13 protein-coding genes and 2 pseudogenes are annotated in these 19,273 nt (G+C 66.7%); 9 read left to right on the top strand and 6 right to left on the bottom strand.

From position 1 onward, the window contains the following. Nucleotides 1-34: 34 nt before the first annotated feature. A complete protein-coding gene (locus GOALK_RS19570) occupies nucleotides 35-775 on the top strand; it encodes a FadR/GntR family transcriptional regulator (protein WP_006360566.1) in 741 nt (246 codons plus the stop codon). Here the strand turns inward: GOALK_RS19570 and GOALK_RS19565 are convergent. The 3 genes from GOALK_RS19565 to GOALK_RS19555 all read right to left on the bottom strand — a co-directional run bounded on the left by GOALK_RS19565 (nucleotide 759) and on the right by GOALK_RS19555 (nucleotide 5,966). Further along, complete coding sequence (locus tag GOALK_RS19565) at nucleotides 759-1,973, bottom strand: amidase (RefSeq protein ID WP_006360565.1); 1,215 nt, start codon at nucleotides 1,971-1,973, stop codon at nucleotides 759-761. The genes GOALK_RS19570 and GOALK_RS19565 overlap by 17 nt on opposite strands. 92 nt (nucleotides 1,974-2,065) lie before the next feature. Next, entirely contained in the window at nucleotides 2,066-3,886 is a 1,821-nt protein-coding gene (locus GOALK_RS19560) for a hydantoinase B/oxoprolinase family protein (protein ID WP_006360564.1), read from the bottom strand. Nucleotide 3,887: 1 nt separating this feature from the next. After that, on the bottom strand, nucleotides 3,888-5,966 hold the full coding sequence (locus tag GOALK_RS19555; protein WP_006360563.1) for a hydantoinase/oxoprolinase family protein: 2,079 nt from the start codon (nucleotides 5,964-5,966) through the stop codon (nucleotides 3,888-3,890). 255 nt (nucleotides 5,967-6,221) lie between these two features. On the opposite strand from GOALK_RS19555, the gene GOALK_RS19550 reads away from it, so the two are divergent. The 7 genes and pseudogenes from GOALK_RS19550 to GOALK_RS24080 all read left to right on the top strand — a co-directional run. Continuing rightward, nucleotides 6,222-6,779: a MaoC family dehydratase gene (locus GOALK_RS19550; RefSeq protein ID WP_006360562.1), complete on the top strand. Its 558-nt coding sequence runs from the start codon at nucleotides 6,222-6,224 to the stop codon at nucleotides 6,777-6,779. After that, nucleotides 6,776-7,987 (top strand): CaiB/BaiF CoA transferase family protein, encoded by a 1,212-nt coding sequence (locus GOALK_RS19545; protein ID WP_006360561.1) that lies wholly within the window; start codon nucleotides 6,776-6,778, stop codon nucleotides 7,985-7,987. Before GOALK_RS19550 ends, GOALK_RS19545 begins: the two co-directional genes overlap by 4 nt. After that, nucleotides 7,984-9,369, top strand: coding sequence for an MmgE/PrpD family protein (locus tag GOALK_RS19540; RefSeq protein WP_006360560.1), 1,386 nt, complete (start codon nucleotides 7,984-7,986; stop codon nucleotides 9,367-9,369). Before GOALK_RS19545 ends, GOALK_RS19540 begins: the two co-directional genes overlap by 4 nt. 76 nt (nucleotides 9,370-9,445) lie before the next feature. Then, nucleotides 9,446-10,609, top strand: a complete 1,164-nt coding sequence (locus tag GOALK_RS19535; RefSeq protein ID WP_006360559.1) for an acyl-CoA dehydrogenase family protein — start codon at nucleotides 9,446-9,448, stop codon at nucleotides 10,607-10,609. Beyond that, on the top strand, nucleotides 10,606-11,442 hold the full coding sequence (locus GOALK_RS19530; RefSeq protein ID WP_006360558.1) for an HpcH/HpaI aldolase/citrate lyase family protein: 837 nt from the start codon (nucleotides 10,606-10,608) through the stop codon (nucleotides 11,440-11,442). Before GOALK_RS19535 ends, GOALK_RS19530 begins: the two co-directional genes overlap by 4 nt. A 98-nt stretch (nucleotides 11,443-11,540) precedes the next feature. Next, nucleotides 11,541-13,112 carry a hypothetical protein gene (locus GOALK_RS19525; RefSeq protein WP_006360557.1) on the top strand — a complete coding sequence of 524 codons (1,572 nt, stop codon included), beginning with the start codon at nucleotides 11,541-11,543 and terminating at the stop codon, nucleotides 13,110-13,112. 21 nt (nucleotides 13,113-13,133) lie between these two features. Then, a pseudogene (locus GOALK_RS24080) lies at nucleotides 13,134-13,529 on the top strand (integrase core domain-containing protein); the annotation flags it as partial. Here GOALK_RS24080 and GOALK_RS19520 read toward each other — a convergent pair. Beyond that, a complete protein-coding gene (locus tag GOALK_RS19520) occupies nucleotides 13,526-14,674 on the bottom strand; it encodes a polysaccharide deacetylase family protein (protein WP_373278721.1) in 1,149 nt (382 codons plus the stop codon). The pseudogene GOALK_RS24080 and the gene GOALK_RS19520 sit on opposite strands and share 4 nt — an antisense overlap. Nucleotides 14,675-14,877: 203 nt before the next feature. On the opposite strand from GOALK_RS19520, the gene GOALK_RS19515 reads away from it, so the two are divergent. Further along, nucleotides 14,878-15,792, top strand: a complete 915-nt coding sequence (locus tag GOALK_RS19515) for an alpha/beta hydrolase family protein (RefSeq protein WP_040004369.1) — start codon at nucleotides 14,878-14,880, stop codon at nucleotides 15,790-15,792. A gap of 169 nt (nucleotides 15,793-15,961) precedes the next feature. Here GOALK_RS19515 and GOALK_RS19510 read toward each other — a convergent pair whose 3' ends face one another. Both GOALK_RS19510 and GOALK_RS19505 read right to left on the bottom strand, forming a co-directional pair. Further along, nucleotides 15,962-17,587, bottom strand: a complete 1,626-nt coding sequence (locus tag GOALK_RS19510) for an HNH endonuclease signature motif containing protein (RefSeq protein WP_006360553.1) — start codon at nucleotides 17,585-17,587, stop codon at nucleotides 15,962-15,964. Between the two features lie 196 nt (nucleotides 17,588-17,783). Further along, a pseudogene (locus tag GOALK_RS19505) lies at nucleotides 17,784-19,063 on the bottom strand (integrase core domain-containing protein). Nucleotides 19,064-19,273: the final 210 nt, after the last annotated feature.

Raw genomic sequence — 19,273 nt, 5'->3', positions numbered from 1 at the left:
GTTTGGGACAAACCCATGAAGATCGGATCATGTTGTGACAGAAGCGAATCAGTCCGGGAGCAACAAGTCCGGACGACGCCCGGCGTACGAGATCGTGGCCGACGCGCTTCGGGTACGGATCCTCGCCGGTGAGCTGACTCCCGGTACTCGTCTGCCCCCGGACGCCGAACTCCGCGCCGAGTTCGGCGTCGGTCAGAGCACGGTCCGGGAGGCCATCAGGACGCTCGCCAGCGAGAACCTCGTCAACACGACCCGTGGGGTGACCGGGGGAACGTTTGTCGCGACACCCGACATCGGTCAGTTGAGTGCGAACCTCGAAGCGGGAGTCACGCTGCTCGCCGCAGCCGAAGGGGTGACCGTCGATCAGCTCATGGAGGTCCGGCAGCTCACCGAGGTGCCCGCCGCCGGAGTCGCCGCCTATCGTCACTCAGACGCCCATCTGGAAGAGCTGCGCGCCACCATCTTCGACCTGTCGGAGGGTGTCGGTCCGGAGGTCTACGCCAACAACCAGGAGTTTCACCGCATCCTGCTGCGGGCGGCGGACAACCCTCTCCTCGACCTGATCACCGTCCCGGTGTTCCGCGTCATCGGCACCCGCTTCAGCCGCGACGTCGCGCCGGAAGGGTTCTGGCGGTGCGTCGACGAAGACCACCGTGCGATCCTCGAGGCGGTCGAGCGCCGGGACTCGATGACGGCGATGACGCTCATGCGCCGGCATCTCGACCACCTCGGCGACGTCTACAAGCAGATGGACCTGCTCAGACGTCAGAACTGACGCGCACGGGCGGGAGCCGGAGATGCCAGTCGCTGTGCTCCTGCACCTGCTCGGCCAGCGCGAGAACAGTCCCCTCGCGCAGACGCGCCGCCGTCAACTGTGCGCCGATGGGCATACCGGACGGATGCACGCCGACCGGCAGTGCCAGTGTCGGACCGTCGTGCAACGACCACGGATACGTCAGCTGTCCCATCCGGCGGGCCTGTGCGACGACCGCCTCCCCGACGCCGATCTGCGGCACATCCACCGGCATCGCCGGGGTGAGTACGACGTCCACGTCGCTGAACATCTCGCTCATCGCCGACCGGAACATGTCCCGCTGGCGTACAGCAGCTGCCCGTTGTTCGTCGGAGATGGTCAGCCCGAGGGAGATTCGCTCGCGGGTCGCCGCCTGGAACCGGGTCGGCTCGTCGCGCAGCCGTTCGGCGTGCATACGCGCCAGGTCCGAATAGATCAGCGTGTAGACCACATCCTGAGCCGATTCACTGTGCGGCACGCGGCATTCCACGATGTGATGACCCAGTTGCCGGATGAGTTCGACGGTCTCGGTGACGGCGTCGGCGATGGCGGGGTCGATGTCGCCGGTCACGAACGGATGGGGGACCGCAACTCTCAGCGACTCGGTGTCCGCACCGGTCACATCCGACCCGGCGAGGACCGCGAACGTCTCACGTACCTGTCGGGCCGTACGTGCGAGCGGTCCGACGGTGTCGAAATCCGCACTCACCGGGAAGATCCCGGACATGTCCAGGACTCCGGTGGACGGTCGAAGACCGGTGACTCCGCAGCACGCGGCGGGCAACCGGATCGAACCGCCGGTGTCCGTGCCGAGTGCGACGTCGACGACACCCGCGGCCACGGCGACACCCGAACCGCCGCTCGAGCCACCGGGCACACGGCGGGCGTCCCAGGGATTGACCGATCCGCCCGAGGCGGAGTTCTGACTGGTCACCCCGACCGCGAACTCGGCCATGTTCAACGTCGAGGTGATCACCGCCCCGGCGCTTTTGAGCGCACTGACACACGTGGCGTCGTCGGCTGCCACGCGGTCGGCGAAGAACTCCGAACCACAGGTGGAGCGGACCCCGCCGACGTCGATGTTGTCCTTCACGCCCACGCGGACACCCGCAAGAGGGCCCCGAGCCCCGGAAGGATCGACCCGAAGCTCCTTGGGCACCCAGCTGATGACCGTGTTCAAGCGCTCGGCGACGGAAACCGCGTCGGCGGTGAAAGATCCGGAGATGCCGGAGGGGCCGGCGACAGAGTCACCGGCCCCTCCGAAGTCACCGGTCAGGACGCCACCCGAGCCGAGCGCAGCGCCTCGGTGGCGGCCTCGTCGATGGTCCAGGTGTCGGTGTCCACCACGACACCGTAGTCCTGTCGGGCCTCCTCCGCGCTGAGGTACTCGTCCCACACGTCGGACAGCACCGCGAACGGATCGCGCAGGAACGGATCTCCGAAACCGCCACCCGAGGGCATGCGGATCTCCAGTCGGTCACCGGCGTGGATGACCTCCTGGGTGACCTTGGAGAACAGCACCTCCTCGTCCGGGGTGCCGGGGTTCCGGATGAATGATCCCGACGCGCCGTCGCCGCCGCCGAGCGCGCCGGCCGGCGGATCCGTGCGGTTGTCGGCCTCCGAGCCCAGGAAGGTGTCGGTCTCCATATACCAGGTCCGCACGCTTCCGATGCCGCCTCGCCACTGCCCGGGGGCCGGGGACTCGTCGCGGAGCTCGTAGCGTTCCGCGCGCATGGCGTGGTTGAGCTCGAGCTCCTCGATCGGGTTGTTGCGGGTGTTGGCCATCAGGGCGTCGACGGCGTCCATGCCGTCCTTGCCGTTGCGCGCACCGTAGGAACCCTCGTTGATCTCGATGTAGACCCAGTACGATTCGCCGTCCTCCGCCAGACCCGAGTACGCGATGGCACACAGGGCGGCCGACGAGCCGGCGATCGCCCGTTCGGGCAGCACCGGCGCGAGTGCCAGGTTGATCGAGTCGAAGATGCGGTTGACCTGGGAGAACCGGGCGAAGCACGATGCCGGGAAGTCCGGGTTGAAGATGGTGCCCTCGGGTGCGTAGGCCCGCACCGGGCGGAAGCAACCGTCGTTCTGTGGGACGAACTCCTCGGTGAGGTGTTCGTCGAGGAGGATGGTGCGGATCGCGCTCACCGCGACGGGCAGCACCGAACCCTCGAAGGGCACGTTGAACGCCGTGGGCACCTGGTCGTTGGAACCGGTGAGGTCGATCAGCACGTCCTCGTCCTCGACCTGCACGCGCACCGCGACCTTCAACGGCACACCGCGGTTCTTGCCGTCGTCGTCGAGGTAGCCGATGGGTGCCTCGTAGCTCCCGTTCGGGATCGCCCGGATGCGGCTGCGCAGCATCTCCTCCGAGTAGTCCATCCACCGGTCCGCGGCGCTCATCACGACGTCGAGGCCGTACTTCTCGAGCAGTTCGATGAAGCGCTTCTCGCCGATACGCGAGCAGGCGATGAGGGCTTCGAGATCGCCGCGGTTCTGTTCCGGGGTGCGCACGTTGTCCAGGATGTGCTGGATCAGCATGTCGTTGCGGACGCCGCCGTCGTAGATCTTCATCGAATCCATCAGCTTGCCCTCGGCCCAGACGTCGACGACGTCCATGCACAGGCCGGGGAAGTTGCCGCCGATGTCGGAGACGTGACCGGTGCAGCCGGCGAACCCGATGTGCTCGCCCTCCCAGAAGATCGGGATGATCACGCCGTAGTCGGGGGAGTGGGCCGCACCGTGATACGGGTGGTTGTGCAGGATCACGTCACCCGGCTTGTAGGTGCCCGCGAGACGCCGGTTCACGCCGCGGATGTAGGCGGGAATGGAACCGCAGTGCATCGGCGTCGAATCCGATTCGCACAGTTCGCGACCGTTGACGTCGAAGATGCCGGCGCCGAGGTCCTCGGATTCGCGGATCAGGCTCGAGTAGGCCATGCGGTAGAGGACCTGCGCCATCTCCTTGGCCATCGAGTTGAGGGCGCCGCCGATGACGCGCAGGGTGATCGGGTCCACCTCGACGGTGTCCCAGGTCCGATTCGCCTCGGCCGCAAGGGAGACGCCGTCCGTGGGCATCAGGGTCTTCGCCATGTCAGGCGCTCCTCTCGATGATGATGTGACCGACGGCGTCGACCGTGGCCTTCTGCCCGATGCCGACGATCGTCGTCGAATCGAACTGCTGAACGATCGCCGGACCTTCGAAGGTGTTGCCCGCCTTGAACAATGCGCGGTCGTAGATCGGAGTGTCGACCCACTCGGGATCGGCGGAGTCGTTCTTCCAGAACAACGCCTGGGTGGTGGTCTTGATCGCTCCCGACGCGTCGGCGTCGCCCTTCTCGATTTCCGAGATGCGGATGTGCTCGACCGCGCCGACACCGGTCACCCGGATGTTGACCAGCTGCACCGGCTTGTCGTCGAAGCGCTGGGAGTAGGTGCGACCGTGCACCTCGTGGAAGGTGGCCGCGGTCTGCTCGACCCATTCGGCAGTGATCTCGCCGGCGGGTGCAGGCACGCGCAGCTCGTAACCCTGTCCGACGTAACGGCAGTCGACGCTGCGCTCGAGGGTGATGTCCTCGTCGGCGATGCCGTCGGCGCGTAGCTGGGCGACGGCCTGGTCGGCGAGTCGGTCCATCTCGCGTCGAAGCAGTTCGAGATCGGGCTCGGCCGAGGAGGTCCAGACCGTGGTGGGGACCTCGTACCGCACGTCGGTGGTCAGCAGGCCGACCGCCGAGGTGATCCCGGGATGGCCGGGGACGATGACGCGGGGGATGCCCAGATGCTCGGCGATCTGCCATGCGTACAGCGGCCCGGCACCACCCTCGGCGACCAGCGAGAACTCACGCGGGTCGTAGCCCTTGCGCACCGAGTGCAGGGAGATGGCCTCGGTCATCGAGTGGGCGAGGATCTGGAAGATGCCCATCGCGGCATGTTCGAGATCGGCACCGAGTTTGTCGGCGATGTGGGTCTTGACCGCCTCGGTCGCCAGCTCGGGCTTCACCTCCATGGTTCCGGACAGGAAGCTGTCGGCTCCGAGCCATCCCATGACCACCATGGCGTCGGTGGAGGTGGGTTCGGTGCCGCCGCGGTTGTAGCAGGCGGGTCCCGGCATGGCGCCGGCGCTGCGCGGTCCGACGCGGAACATGCCGCCCTCGTCGATGCTGGCGATCGATCCGCCGCCGGCGCCGATGGTGTCGACCTCGGCCATCGGGACCATCGCGTGATAGTCACCGATGCGGGTGTCGAGCAGGTGCTTCATCCGGAGCTTGCCGTCCGGTGCGACGCCGATGTCGGCCGAGGTGCCGCCCACGTCGAGGGTGATGACGCTCGGGTAGCCCGAGGCCTTGCCGATGAAGCAGCCGCCGAGAAGTCCGGCGACGACACCGCTGGTCAGCAGCGATACCGGGACCTCGCTCGCGCTCCGCGACGTGACGAGACCGCCGGCCGAGGTCATCAGGTGGACGTCCTCGCCGACCTGTGCGGCCTTGGCCTTCCCGGCCAGGTTCTCGATGTAGCGGGAGGTCTTGGGGCCGACGAAGGCGTTGAGGGCGGTGGTGGAGAAGCGTTCGTACTCGCGGTACTGCGAGGCGACGTCGCTCGAGAGGGAGATGAACACGCCGGGGTACTCCTCGGCGATGATCTCCCGGACCCGCTGCTCATGGGTGGGATTCCGGTAGGCGTGCAGGAACGCGACGGCGATCGCCTCGACCCCGCGTTCGCGGAGTAGCGCGACCTCACGCCGGACCGCGTCCTCGTCGAGTGGGGTCAGCACGTTGCCTGCGGCGTCCATGCGTTCCGGCACCGTGCGCCGGTTGCGGCGCGGCACCAGCTGCCACTTCTGCCAGGGCAGATCCTGGTAGTTGGAGTAGTTCAGCGGACGCTTCTTGCGCGCGATGTGCAGGAGATCGCGGAACCCGTCGGTGGTGATCATGCCGACGTCGCTGCCGTTGTGCTCGAGGACGATGTTGGTCGCCACGGTGGTCCCGTGGAAGAACATCTCGATGTCGGCGACGTCGATGCCTGCGCGCTGGGCGAGCACCTCGATCCCGTCCATCGTGCCGATCGAGGGATCGTGGTTGGTCGACGGCGTCTTGTGCACCGTCACCGTCCCGTCGTCGTCCCACAGGACCAGGTCGGTGAACGTGCCGCCCACATCCACGCCGATTCGTTTCATCGAAACTCGCTTCCTATTCCAAAGCCGTCACGCCGCCGCCGGATCGATGCGATCAGCCGGTGACAGAAGTGATCTGAGCCATAAGTCCGCTCGAGTGCATCTTGCAATACCTCCGATTGTTTCGGCAACCCTAGAGACGAAATTCGTCAAACATCCAGGACCGGCGCGGCCTTGACGGTCAAAAGATCAGATGTTTATGGTGGTCCGCGTCACGGCGCTACATCTTCGGGACGCCGCACCCCCTCAGGAGGACCATTGACCACCCATCCCGCCACGCTCGGACGTTTCTTCGAGGACTACGTCGTGGGCGACGTCTACCAGCACCCGATGGGCCGCACGATCACCGACACCGACAACGCGTGGATCACGTGCCTGACGATGAACACCAACCAGAACCACTTCAACGAACATCTCGCCCGGACGAATCCCATCACCGACGGCAAGGTGATCGTGAACTCGGGGCTGACCATCGCCCTGGTGCTCGGACTGTCGGTGATCGACATGAGTCAGAACGCCGTCGCCAACCTCCAGTTCACCGGCGTCAAACTCCAGCATCCGGTGTACGTCGGCGACACGATCTACGCCGAGAGCATCTGCACCGACCTGCGCCGGTCCAAGTCTCGTCCCTACGCGGGCATCGTGTCGATGGTCACCCGCGGGATCAATCAGGACGGCGAGGTCGTGGTCGCCTGGAACCGCTCGGTCATGGTCGCGACCCGCGAGAGCGGTATCGGACAGAACTACTTCCCCGAGGTCAAGGCGCCCTCGCTGACCGAGGTCGTCGCCGCCCAGACCGAGGACGCGCGGTCATGAGGCCGCTCGAGGACGTCCGGATCATCGCCGTCGAACAGTACGGCGCCGGCCCCTTCGGCAGCGTCCACCTCGCCGACCTCGGGGCCGACGTGCTCAAGATCGAGGAGCCGACCTCCGGTGGCGACGTCGGGCGATACGTTCCGCCCTACAACAAGGGCGAGGACTCCCTGTTCTTCGAGACCTTCAACCGCAACAAGCGCAGCCTGTCGCTCGACCTCGGAACCCCCGGCGGGCGCAGGGTGTTCGAAGATCTGGTGCGCACCAGCGATGCGGTGTACTCGAATCTGCGCGGCGATGTGCCGGCGAAGATCAAGATCACCTACGACGACCTCAAGCACCTCAACCCGGCCATCGTGTGCTGCAGCCTGACGGGGTTCGGCATGACCGGTCCGCGCGCGAAGCAGCCCGGCTACGACTACATCCTGCAGGGCCTGGCCGGATGGATGGACCTGACGGGTGACCCCGATGGACCGCCCACCAAATCCGGTCTGTCCCTTGTCGATTTCTGCGGCGGGTACGTCGCGGCGCTCAGTCTGATGTCCGGCCTGCACGCCGCCCGTCGCGACGGTGTCGGCGGCGACTGCGACGTCTCGCTCTACGACACCGCGATCTCGATGCTCACCTACCCGGCCGCCTGGCACCTCAACGCCGGATACCGGCCGGGACGCACCAAGAACTCGGCACATCCGTCTCTGGTGCCGTTCCAGGCCTTTGAAGCCTCCGACGGCTGGTTCGTCGTCGGTTGCGCCAAGGAGAAGTTCTGGGTGCGGTTGGCCGAGACGATCGGGCTGCCGGAACTTCTCGAGGACCCGCGGTTCACCGACTTCACCGCCCGTGGTGAGCACAAGGACGAACTGCTGCCGTTGCTCGAGAAGCGATTCGCCGAGGCGACGGTCGATCACTGGGTGTCGTTGCTGACCGAGGCGGGTGTGCCGACGGGGCCCATCAACGACGTCGAACAGGCGCTGACCGAGGAACACACCCTGGCGCGCGGGCTCATCGCCACCACCGAACACGAGGTGTGGGGTGAGGTACGTCAGGTCACCTCACCGGTGCGCTTCGGCAACGAGCCCGCGGAGTATCGTCGGGCACCGCGTCGCAACGAGAACTTCGACGAGGTGATGGAACTGCTCGGCTACAGCGCAGAGGACGTCCGCGGGCTGGTCGACGCCGGTGCTTTCGGATCGATCGCACAGGCCACGCCATGACCGCCCGCCGCCTCGCGAGCTGGGCCGCGGCCCTCGACATCGATGACATTCCCGAGGCCACCCGGCGGGCAGCGCTGCGACACCTGCTCGACGGCATCGGCAATGCCATCGGAGCCCGCCGGCTCGACCAGGGCGGACCCGGACTGTCCGTGGCCCGCGGGCTCGGCGGCCCGGCGCAGGCACATCCGCTCGGTGACTCCGACGCCATCTCGGCGCCCGCGGCAGCCTTCGCGAACGGGGTGCTGATGCATGCCCTGGACTTCGACGACACGCATGCCGGTGCACTCGTGCATCCGACGACGGTCGTGGCGCCGGCTGTCCTGGCCGTCGCCGAGGAAGTCGGGGCGACCGGCGCGCAGACGGTGACCGCGCTGGTGGCCGGGCTGGAGATCGCCTGTCGACTGGGCGCGGCCGCACCACACGGCTTCCACGCGCGCGGCCTCCATGCGACCGCCGTCGTCGGCCCGCTCGCCGGTGCCGTCGCCGCCGGCCTGCTGTACGGCGCCGACGCCGATCGTCTGACCGATGCGATCGGCATCGCGGCGTCGTCGTCGGGCGGCTTGCTCGAGTTCCTCGACACCGGGGCCAACACCAAGGTCCTGCATCCGGGGAACGCGGGTTTCAACGGCGTCCTCGCCGCGCGCCTGGCGCTGGCCGGGGCCAGCGGACCCGAATCGGTGCTGGAGGGCCGGCGCGGGCTGTACCGCGCGCTCGCCGACCGCGACGTGGATCCCGACGGGATCGTCGCCGATCTCGGAACTCGTTGGGAGAGCGCCGGTATCGGCATCAAGCCGTACCCGAGCTGTCAACTCATGCATGCCTCGCTCGATGCGGTCGCGCAGGCTCTGGCCGAGGCCGCGCGATCGGGCACCGAGGTGTCGGCGTCGCGTATCACTGCCATCAGCGTCGACGTCCATCCCGACAGCGTGGACATCGTGTGTGGGCCGGGCACCGGTACACGCAGTCCCCGCAGCATCTACGACGCGAAGTTCGACCTGCCGTGGAGCGTCGCCGCACTCGTCCACGACGGAGCGGTCACCGTCGACACCTACGCCGAGGCCTCGATCGTCCGACCCGAGGTGGCCGCCACCGCCGCACTCGTCGACGTCGTCCCCGCACCCGATGCCCGCCCGGCCGCCGACGCCGCCGGCCGGGCGGTCATCACCCTCGACGACGCCACCCGGCTCGTCGGCGAGGTTCCCTGCAGCCGAGGCACTTCCGGCCGTCCGATGGACGATGCCGCGGTCGCCGAGAAGTTCCGGGGCAACGCCGGCGGGGGAGAGGCCTCCGAGGCACTCGTCCAGACCGTTCTCGGTCTGTGCGACGCACCGTCCGTGGGGCAGATCCCGGCGCTCGCGGCCGACATCCTCTCCGCGAGCTGACCCACCTTCACCTGCCGGTCCGCGGCCGGGCCCGGGTCTAACATCTCCGATCACCTCTCAGATCAAGGATCACACAATGGATTTCAGCTTCACCGAGGAACAGCGCGACTTCCGGTCGGCGCTCCGTCAGCTGGTCGACAAGGAGATCATCCCGGTCGCCAACGAATGGGAACGCGAGGGCCGCTATCCCACGGAGATCGTCGCGCGGCTGCGGGACATGGGTCTGTTCGGGATCACCACGCCGGAGGAGTACGGCGGACTCGAACTCGACATGGTGTCCTTCACCCTCGTCTACGAGGAGATCGCCCGCGGCTGGATGGGTATCGCCGGCATCCTGGGCAGTCACAACCTGGCGTGCTGGATGATCGCGCGGCACGGCACCGAGGAGCAGAAGCAACAGTGGTTGCCCCGGCTGGCGACCGGTGAATGCCGTACCGGCATCGGACTGACCGAACCGGGTGCAGGCACCGACCTGCAGGGCATCAAGACCACCGCCACCCGCGACGGCGATGACTACGTCATCCGCGGCACCAAGACGTGGATCACCAACGCACGCCACGCGAATGTGCTCCCCGTCCTGGTCAAGACGGATCCGTCGGCTTCGCCGGCGCACAAGGGCATGAGCATCCTGCTCGTCGACACCACGACGCCCGGATTCGAAGTGCAGCGAGACCTCGGCAAGCTCGGTTACAAGGGCACCGAATCGTGCGAGATCTTCCTCGACGAGGTGCGGGTACCGGCGTCGACACTGCTCGGCGGGGTCGAGGGCCGCGGTATGCAGCAGGCGCTGTCCGGGTTGGAGATCGGCCGCCTCAACATCGCCGGCCGCAGCGTCGGCATCGCGCAGGCGTCGTACGACGCGGCGCTCAACTATTCACGCGAGCGCACCGCCTTCGGGAAGCCGATCTCCGACTTCCAGGCGATCCAGCTCAAGCTCGCCGACATCGCCACCCAGCTGCAGGCGGCGCGTCTCATGACGTATTGGGCTGCTGCCAAGGCGGATTCGGGTGCACGTGTCGACGGGGAGGCCGGAATGGCGAAGTACTTCGCGTCGGAGACCGCGATCACCGCCAGCCTCGAGGCGATGCGTATCCACGGCGGCTACGGCTACTCGACCGAGTTCAACGTCGAGCGCTACTACCGCGATGCGCCGTTGATGTCGATCGGCGAGGGGACCAACGACATCATGCGGACCGTCATCGCCAAGGCGCTGGTCAACGGAACCGTCACCGTCGGATGAGTTCGCCGCTCGTCTACCTGTACGTACCGGGCGACCGGCCCGAACGGTTCGGCAAGGCGACCACGTCCGGTACCGACGCCGTGGTCCTCGACCTCGAGGACGCGGTACCGGTCGCGGCCAAGGACTCCGCGCGCATCGCGGTGGGGACCTGGCTGGAGAAGCGCGACCGGGCCGGGGTGCCCACGTGGGTACGGGTGAATCCCGGCGCCGAACTCCTCGACGACCTGACCATGGCGGTCCGGTGTGGGGCCGACGGCATCTGGCTGCCCAAATGCGATGATCGCGCGACGCTGGATCGCGTGGACCGGATGCTCACCGACCTCGAGGCTGCGGAGGGCCGTCCGCGGACGCCGGTCTCACCGCTGATCGAGACCGGTGCGGGTCTGGTGAATGCGCCGGCGATCGCCGCCGGCCCCCGCGTCGAGTTCGTGCAGATCGGCGAGGTGGACCTGGCTGCGGACCTCGGCGTGACGCCGGTCGTCGGCGACGAGTTGCTCTGGGCACGTTCCCAAGTCGTGGCCGCGTCGGCGGCGGCACGGATCCGGCCACCACTCGCGGCCGCGTCGCCGGTCATCGACGATCCGGAGTCGTTCGAGACCGAGACCCGGCGCCTGACCGGGCTGGGCTTCTTCGGTCGTGCGTGCATCCACCCGCGCCAGATCCGGCCCGCCCGTGCCGGTCTCGCACCGACCGCGTCCGAGGTGGACACAGCGGTCGACGTGCTGGCGGCATTCGATGCCGCCGGGCAGGGAGCCGCGACCGACAGTGCCGGCCGGCTCATCGACGAGGCGGTCGCCCGCATCGCGCGTCGGACGCTGACTCGCCGGGGCTGATCCCCGCGAACGACATTCCCGTGACAGACTGCCGGCAAGAATGCGGATTCTTCTCAGGACCTGCTCAGGATGCCTGATTTGTCCGCTACTGTTTTGCCATGCTCAGTACCCGGTCTCGCCTTCGCGCGTCATTCTGTGTTTCCGCTGCCGGCCTGGCGGTTGCCGCGGCCGCTGCGTTCCTGACCGTAGGCGCCGACACAGCGGACGCCGCACCGGTCGTGAATCCTCAGGCCGGAAAGGTCGTCGCCCACTCCGGGTTCGATGTGAAACGCGACGGCTTCTCCTTCGAGAATTGGGGAGACAACGACGCCCTGCACCGGCGCGGACTCACGACCGAGGGAATGCGCGCGGTGTTCGGTGACGAGGTATGCGCCCGCATCGTGCTCGGCATCTGCTCACCGACCACCGTCGCCGAACTCGTGATGGCGGAGTTCAACGCGTCGATGAGGGGCGGTCATTGCTACGGCATGGCGGCGCTGGCAGGCCTGTACAACACGAAGCGGCTGAGCCAGTTCCCGCTGGCGCTGCCAGGACAGAGCGTCTACAGCATGCCGGCGTCGGGGCCGCTGGACGAACTGATCGCCCGGATGTTCATCACCCAGGGCTTCCCTCCCACGGACCTCGCCGAACGTGAGGTCTCGGTGCCACAGGCGCTGTCGAAGCTCCGTACCGCATGGTCGCGCAACGACAACTACATCCTCGCCATCTATACGGACGAGGAACATTCCGCCGGGCATGCGATCACACCGATCGCGCTCCGTGACCTCGGTGGCGGCAAGCACGGAATCGTCGTCTATGACAACAATTTCCCGGGCCGGGAGAAGATGGTGGTCGTCGATCCCGCCGCCGACTCCTGGTACTACTCGACGGCGACGAACCCGTCCGAGCCGACGATGCTGTACCAGGGCTCGCCGAAGAACAGGATGATGCTGGTCCCGCTGGCCCAGGTTCTGAAGCGTCACCAGGATCCCGACCTGCACACCGACGACACCGTCGTGCTGGTCAGTGACACCAACGGCACGGCGCAGGGTGTCGGTGACGTGGACTGGGACGTCCGGGTCACCGATCCGTCCGGCAAGCCGATTCCCGGTGTCGAGCAGCGGATTCTGTTCAACAATGACAATTCCGCACGATTCACCGTGCCGGCGGGCAAGCGTTTCCGCATCGTCGTGGACGGTGTCGAGGCCGGGCGTACCGCCGACATCAACACGACCGTGCTGAGCGCGGGTGGAGCGGTGGCGGTCGGCGACCTCGAGGTCCCGGCGGGTGCGACATCGGCGCTCGATGTCGATCCGGTTCGTCACGCGGTTCGGGTGAGTTCGTCGGCACCGACGACAGCCGTGTTCGAGGTCGCCACCGAGGACTCGTTGCGGTCGGTCTCGGTCGACACCTCGCAGCTCGCCGTCGGCCCGGGCTCGTCGGTGTCGGTAGGGGCCACCTCACCGGTCGGCGTGACCGTGCGGACCGAGGGACGTTCGCAGAAGTTCCAGGTCGCGGTCGAACGCAGCGACACCATCGCCGACCGGAGTGCGGTCACCCGGACTCCGGTCACCCTCCGGCCGGGCGCGACGCTCGATGTGCCGGTGGATCTCTGGACGGGCTGGACCCCGCTGACCGCAACGGTGCGCGCCGGTGGGTCCACGACGCCGGTGCCCCTGACGGTCAGGTGATTCCGCCGTCCGGCGAGTCGACGTGACATAGGGAGAATCCCCGACGGTGGCCGACATCGCGTACACGGCCGCGCCCAGGGCACCCGCAACTCCAGCGCGCACCGCGAGCCTGGGCGAACCCGCAAAGTTGCTGGCCGCCCGAACCTGGGGTACGCGTTCCTCCACCACGCCGTCGACGACCACTCCCGGTAACAAATGGACCCGACCGTACCGACCGCAAACCAACGGCAAGGTCGAACGATTCAACCGAACCCTCCAGGAGGAATGGGCCCACGCTCGCCCCTACCTCAGCGAATCCGAACGCGTCGCAGCCTTCCCCGAGTTCTTCACAACTACAACCACGAACGCGGCCACACCGCACTCCGAGGCAACTCACCCGCCGACCGCGTACCCAACCTGGCGGGTCGGTACAGCTAGTGATGCGCGTCGACGGCGACCGGGGCCATCGACCGCCACTTCTTCAGGACGGCGGGGTCCTGCAGCTCCATCCAGGCGATGACGTCCTGGTGGGTGGCGCAGATGACCTCCGGCTTGGTGCACGCGCGGCGCATGAAGGCGGCGGTCGCCGGGTTGAAGGCGTTGGTGTTCCAGGTGTTCAGATGGTTGGCGATCACCAGCGGCGCGCGGTTTCCCTCATAGGCCCGGCGCAGCATGTAGTCGTAGGTGCTGGTGACGACCCGCGCGATCCGCGCACGATCGGCGGGCCGATCCGTCGCCTTGTTGACGCTGTACCAGAAGTTGTAGTCGAGCGCTGTCTGGCGTTGCTTCAGCGCCGGCGACCAGACGTAGGGGACAGGGAATTCCCAGATGCCGTTGATCTTCGACGGCCAGTAGACACCCGGTCGCGACGCCGGCATCGACGAGTCCCACAGCATGTCGTAATCGCGCAGCGCAGGGAAGAGCGCTTTCATCGAACCCTCGAGGCACTGTGTCCGAGCGCCTTTCACCGCTTCGGGTCCGAAGGCGAGGTCGGGTCCGGTGCGGATTCCGTTGAGTTCACGCCACTGCGTCATGAGCCGGAAGAACTGAGCCAACTCGTGACGCCACTCGGCACTGGTCCACGACTTACCGGGATTCTCTGTGCCCGCGCAGAAATGGCCCACGAAGTGGGTGCCCATCTCGTGGCCGTCGTACCAGGTGCGGTTGAGGTAGGTGATCTCCTCGATCACCTCCTTCTTCGATCCGCCGAATCCGATCGCCGCCTCGCCGGGTTTGTATCCGGGACCACGGTACTGCCGCTTCTTGGCGTCGGTGAGGAAATAGAGCCCGGTCATGAGCGCGGTGAATCTCGCGTCCGATTCGGCGGCGGTGCGCAGGAACAGGTCCCAGTTCTTCGACACCCCGACGCCGTCGAAGGAGAACAGGATGAATTGGGGCGGTTTCTCACCCGGTGCCAGTCGCTTCATCGGGACGTTCAACGCCACTCGTGTGGGCGGTGACGGCGGAGCCGGCGAGAGTGTGGTACTGATATTTGGAATCGTCTCGGGCACAGCCGACTTCGCCGAGGTGGCGCACCCGGCGAGTAGAACGGTCAGAACCACGACGATCGGCGCCGAGATCATCCGCGTTCCGCGCCCGATCGCCAATTGGATACCCCCGTCATTACTTTCGCTTTACCTTATGCGGCAGAATGTGGAATGGCCTCGTGGCCGGAAAGGCAGGCACAGAATTGTTGCCTTCGTTGACCCTTCGTGATTCCCGGCGATCCGGCTGGTCGCCTGTCCCACTTCGACTTCTGGGCGTCGCACTCGCCGCCGGTCTCGGACTGACGGCGTGCACTGCCGACGATCCGTCGGCGTCGGGTCCGGTCAAGACCCAGACGGCGACCTCCACCGCAGCGGTGGAGTACCTCGACGAGGTCACCGTTCACCGGTTCGAGTACCCGACGCCCGGCGAGGCCGACAGCGAACAGAACTGGGCCGAGTTGTACCTGCCGGAGGGGGAGCAGCGGGTCGATTCGATCCCGCTCGTCGTCCTGATCCACGGTGGTGCGTGGCAGAGTGCGCTGGGCGCGGACATCTTCGAGCCGCTCGCGCGGGATCTCGCGGATCGCGGGATGGCGGTCTACAACGTCGAATACCGACGGGTGGGTTCGGGTGGCGGCTGGCCGACGACCTTCCGGGATGTCGCGAGTGCGCTCGACCACGTCTCGGTGGTGGACAAGCAGTTCCCACAGATCACCACCGACGATGAGCTCGTCGTCGGACACAGTGCGGGCGCGCAGCTCGCCGTGTGGGGCGGCACTCGGCACAAGCTGGACGACGACGAGGTCGGTGCGAGGCCGGTGTTCCGGCCGACACGCGTCGTCTCGCTCGCCGGACCGCTCGACATGGTCTATGCCGCAACGCATGGCGACGATCGCATCGTGACCGCCCTCGGTGGCACACCGCGTCAGGTGCCGAAGCGCTACGCAATGGTCGATCCGATCCAGAACATCGATCCCTCGACGCCGGTTGTCGCCGTGCACAACACCGGCGACCGCATGGTCTCGTCGGCCAACTCGAGTCGCTACGTCGAAGCCGTGGTGAAGCAGGGAGGCGAGGCCACCGCGGTGCTGCTCCCGGGCGGCAACCACGGCTCGGTGGTGACCTCTACCGCGCCCGAGTACCCGAAGGTTCTCGACATCATCACCGGCGCGTCGTCTGCGGACCTCGACGATGTGGACGAGGTGACAAACTGACCAGCGCCCGTTCCAGCTCCCCGGGTTGTGTGCGGGAGCGATAGCGTGCGTGGGTTTCTCGCTCCCTGAGGTGTGTGTGGGAGTGTCTGCGCCCACGTTCCTCGCTCCCTTGGGGGTGTTTGGGAGTGGTGGCGTGCGTGCGTTCCCGCTCCCTGAGGTGTGAGGAGCGTTAGCGACGAACCTCGAAGGGCCGGTGACCTTCCCGTCCTGAGCCTCCGTACGCGTGGTCGAGAAGCGCTGAGGCGACGACGAGTTCGGCAGGAGTGGCGTTGCGTAGGTCGATGATCTGGCGCATCTGGAGGCGTGGGGTATCGCCGGACTCCGGTTCGGGTCCGTGGATCTCGTCGCGTACCTGTTTGAGGTGGTCGGCGAATCGGCGGGGTATGTCGGGTCTTCGGTTGATGCGTTCGGGGTTGGGTGGTGCGCCGGGTGCGGTGTTGAGTTGCCAGGTGGCGCGGCCTTCGTCGGGGCCGTCGCGAACTATGCGGGTGGTGAATTGTCCGGGCTGGTTTCCGACCATGTGGTGGTGGCGGGTGCAGGCGGGGGTGAGGTTGGTGATGTCGGTGAATCCGCCATCGACCCAACCGATGTGGGCATGATGCATTTCCACGTGGGCGGCGGGTACACAGCAGTCGGGGTTGGAGCAGCTTTCACCATCGGGCCGGGCGAAGGACACCAAGCGCTGTTCGCGGGTGGCGAGGCGTTTGCCGCGGCCGAAGTAGAGCGGGACGGCGGTGGCGTCTTTGAACACCGCCAGCCAGGGTTGGGCGTCGGCGGCGAGGTTGATCAGGTCGGGGATGGGAATCTGGGTGCCGGTGGCGGTGACGGCGTAACCGGCTTCGCGGACGAGGTCGTTGAGGTCGGCCTTGACGATCACCTGCATAGGCAACCCGCGATGACTCTTCCCGAGCATGCCGTCCTCGAACACGGCTTTGAGGAGTGCGTTGAGGGCGTCGTGGTTGAGCTGGGCGGGGCTGCGGTCATCACGTTCGGCCGCGGCCGCGACGGCTTCGGGATCGGCGTCCTCGATCGAGCCGTGCGGGGACTCGGGATCGTCGGGGTTGTTCATCCCCGGTTTGGCCCACACGGCCAGGAACATCGACACCCGTGCCAGCAGTTCAGGCGTCAGGGTGCCGGCCATCTTGGCGGTGCCATCGGCGCGTTGCCGGTTGAGGTACAGGTTGCGGCGCCGTTGACGGTCGGTGTCGTCGGCGAGGGTGCCGTCGGGATCGAGGTAGCCCAGGAGTCGGGCGCCGGCGTCGGTGATCTGGTCGGGGGTGAGGTTGACGGCTTGTTCGGCCATGGTGCGTTCGGCGGCGACCTTGATGTCGTGGTCGACCGCGTGGGGGATCTGGTCGAGCACGTCCATCACCGCATGCACGTGCCCGGACCCGACCCGACCGTCGGCGAACTCTTTCGCGAGGGTGGGGTGGACGGGTTCGAGGGGTTGGCCGGTGGTGGCGTCGGGGTAGGTGGCGGTGGCGCGGGTTTGTTTGAGGCGTCTGCCGGGGTAGGCCATGCGCAGCCGGTGTTTCATGTAGTCGATGACGCTGCGGTACCCGGCTTTACGAGGTAGGTCGCGCTGGTCGGCTTCGACGATCTGCTGGTTGCCGGTGTAGGTGAGTCGGGCGATGGCTTGTTCTATACGGATGCCGGCGTCGTCGACCTCGGTATCGGACAGGCGGGTGAAACCGGTGGTCTGCAGCTTGTCGACGAGCGCGTCGAGTTCGTCGAGCAACTCGGGCATCCCGGCAGGGAACTCGTCGACCGCACCGGTCGATGCGATATCGGTCATGACGATCACCCCCCGCGGATCGATTGTCGAATACACGTTCGACTGTACGCGCTATTCCGTTGGCGTGCAACAAGACTGGCACGACTTCGCAGACGGAATCTTGTCGGTGGGATGGTGTAGTGGACCGCAATTCGGCTGTGATGTATCGGGTCTTCGGTGACAGTTCTGTGTCAGGACTTCGGTGACAGTTGATGTGTCAGGACTTCGGTGACGGTCTGGTCTTCGTGGGGCGTGGGCCGCGGGGTTGTCGGTTGCCGACGTAGCTAACTCCGGGAGCGGGGTCGAAGGTGTTCGACTACGACCTCTCCATCGGTGTTCGCGATGACGATAGCGCTGTCGTCGGCGACGACGAGGACCTGGTCGAAGGCGTGGTCCACATCGACCGTGTAGGTGACTGAGTCCACGCTGATGGTGCCGGAAGTGCTGACAGTCCTGACCAGGACGCCCTCGGGTAGATCGGCGGTTGGGCGCGGCGCGGGCCGCGGGCGCGATTTAGGCCGATCGAACAGTGACCCACCGGCTATCGGGTGTGGCGCATGGGCTTTCGGTGTGGCTTGCCACGCGGCCAGTGGTGTGACGCGCCCTGGCAGGCCCTGGTGAGGCCGTTGGGTGTTGTAGATGTGATCGAACGCATCAACCTGGGCCTGCAGCTCGGCCAGGGTGTCAGCCAATGGCTGCTTGTCCAGATACCGGAACAACGACTGATGGAATCGCTCGTTCTTTCCCTGCGTGGTCGGCTTGTAGGGCTTGCCGGTGATCGTTTCCACCCCGAGCACGCGGACGTGCTCGACGAGCTGACCGAGACGGCCGCGCCGCGAGGGGTTGAGCGCGGGCCCATTGTCGGTGAGGAGTCGTTGAGGTACTCCGTGGGCGGTCACTGCCTTGTCGAACACGGCGATCGCAGCCTCAGCCGTTTCGCCTGCGGCCACATGTGAGCCCACGGCGTAGCGAGAGTGATCGTCGATGAGCTGCAGGATGACGCACCTGCGTCCACCGGTCAGGACGTACTCGGTGCCATCGAGTTGCCAGCACGCATTCGGCGCCGGGTAGACGAACCTCCGCCACGCCGAGCGGGGCTTCTTCTTTTGGCTCACGGCGAGCGACACCGGCTTCGCGGAAGATCCGGGCCAGCGAGGCCGTTGAGGGCACCTGAGTCAACCCCATCGACTGCATCTTGTCGTGCACGCTGATCGGCCCGTGATCCAGACCTGAGGCTTCCAGAGCGGCGCGCACGGCCACCGCCTGCGCTTTGACCTCGTCATTGAGCGCTGACGGGCTCGACTTCGGGCGGCGGGTACGGGGTTCCAGGACCGCCGACGGCCCATCCGCTCGTGCTCGTTTACGCAACTCGTAGAACGGCTTCCGCGAAATCCATTGTTCGGCGCAGAATGTCGAGACCGCTCCGCGGGGTGCATCATCATGCCACTGCGAGATCGCCAGCCGCACGACAGGATCGATAGGTTCGTTAACTACCACCGCCTGAGCGTCGAGTGCTTGCAGTGTGAACCGAAGGCCAGGGTGCCGGCTTGGCTGGAGCCCATCGGGCGTGTCGTACCCGCTAAACGGAATCGACGCCTTGCCGCTTGCATCGACGTGTGTCAATATTGACGCGTGTCGAATAAGAATCTCCTGCTGTCACCGGGCCGCGGTCTGAGTGGTGACGAGACCGGGGCTGTCACCCCATTG

The organism is Gordonia alkanivorans NBRC 16433 (assembly GCF_000225505.1).
GTDB lineage: Bacteria > Actinomycetota > Actinomycetes > Mycobacteriales > Mycobacteriaceae > Gordonia > Gordonia alkanivorans.
Note: the sequence above shows the minus strand (reverse complement) of the source record. Positions and strands in the feature narration are given on the sequence as shown.

What these genes read in the sequence shown, in the direction of transcription:
- GOALK_RS19540 (WP_006360560.1), top strand. Translation starts at nt 7,984, where the DNA reads ATGACCGCCCGCCGCCTCGCGAGCTGGGCCGCGGCCCTCGACATCGAT.
- GOALK_RS19510 (WP_006360553.1), bottom strand. Translation starts at nt 17,587, where the DNA reads ATGACCGATATCGCATCGACCGGTGCGGTCGACGAGTTCCCTGCCGGG.
- GOALK_RS19555 (WP_006360563.1), bottom strand. Translation starts at nt 5,966, where the DNA reads ATGAAACGAATCGGCGTGGATGTGGGCGGCACGTTCACCGACCTGGTC.
- GOALK_RS19545 (WP_006360561.1), top strand. Translation starts at nt 6,776, where the DNA reads ATGAGGCCGCTCGAGGACGTCCGGATCATCGCCGTCGAACAGTACGGC.
- GOALK_RS19530 (WP_006360558.1), top strand. Translation starts at nt 10,606, where the DNA reads ATGAGTTCGCCGCTCGTCTACCTGTACGTACCGGGCGACCGGCCCGAA.
- GOALK_RS19535 (WP_006360559.1), top strand. Translation starts at nt 9,446, where the DNA reads ATGGATTTCAGCTTCACCGAGGAACAGCGCGACTTCCGGTCGGCGCTC.
- GOALK_RS19520 (WP_373278721.1), bottom strand. Translation starts at nt 14,674, where the DNA reads ATGATCTCGGCGCCGATCGTCGTGGTTCTGACCGTTCTACTCGCCGGG.
- GOALK_RS19560 (WP_006360564.1), bottom strand. Translation starts at nt 3,886, where the DNA reads ATGGCGAAGACCCTGATGCCCACGGACGGCGTCTCCCTTGCGGCCGAG.
- GOALK_RS19525 (WP_006360557.1), top strand. Translation starts at nt 11,541, where the DNA reads ATGCTCAGTACCCGGTCTCGCCTTCGCGCGTCATTCTGTGTTTCCGCT.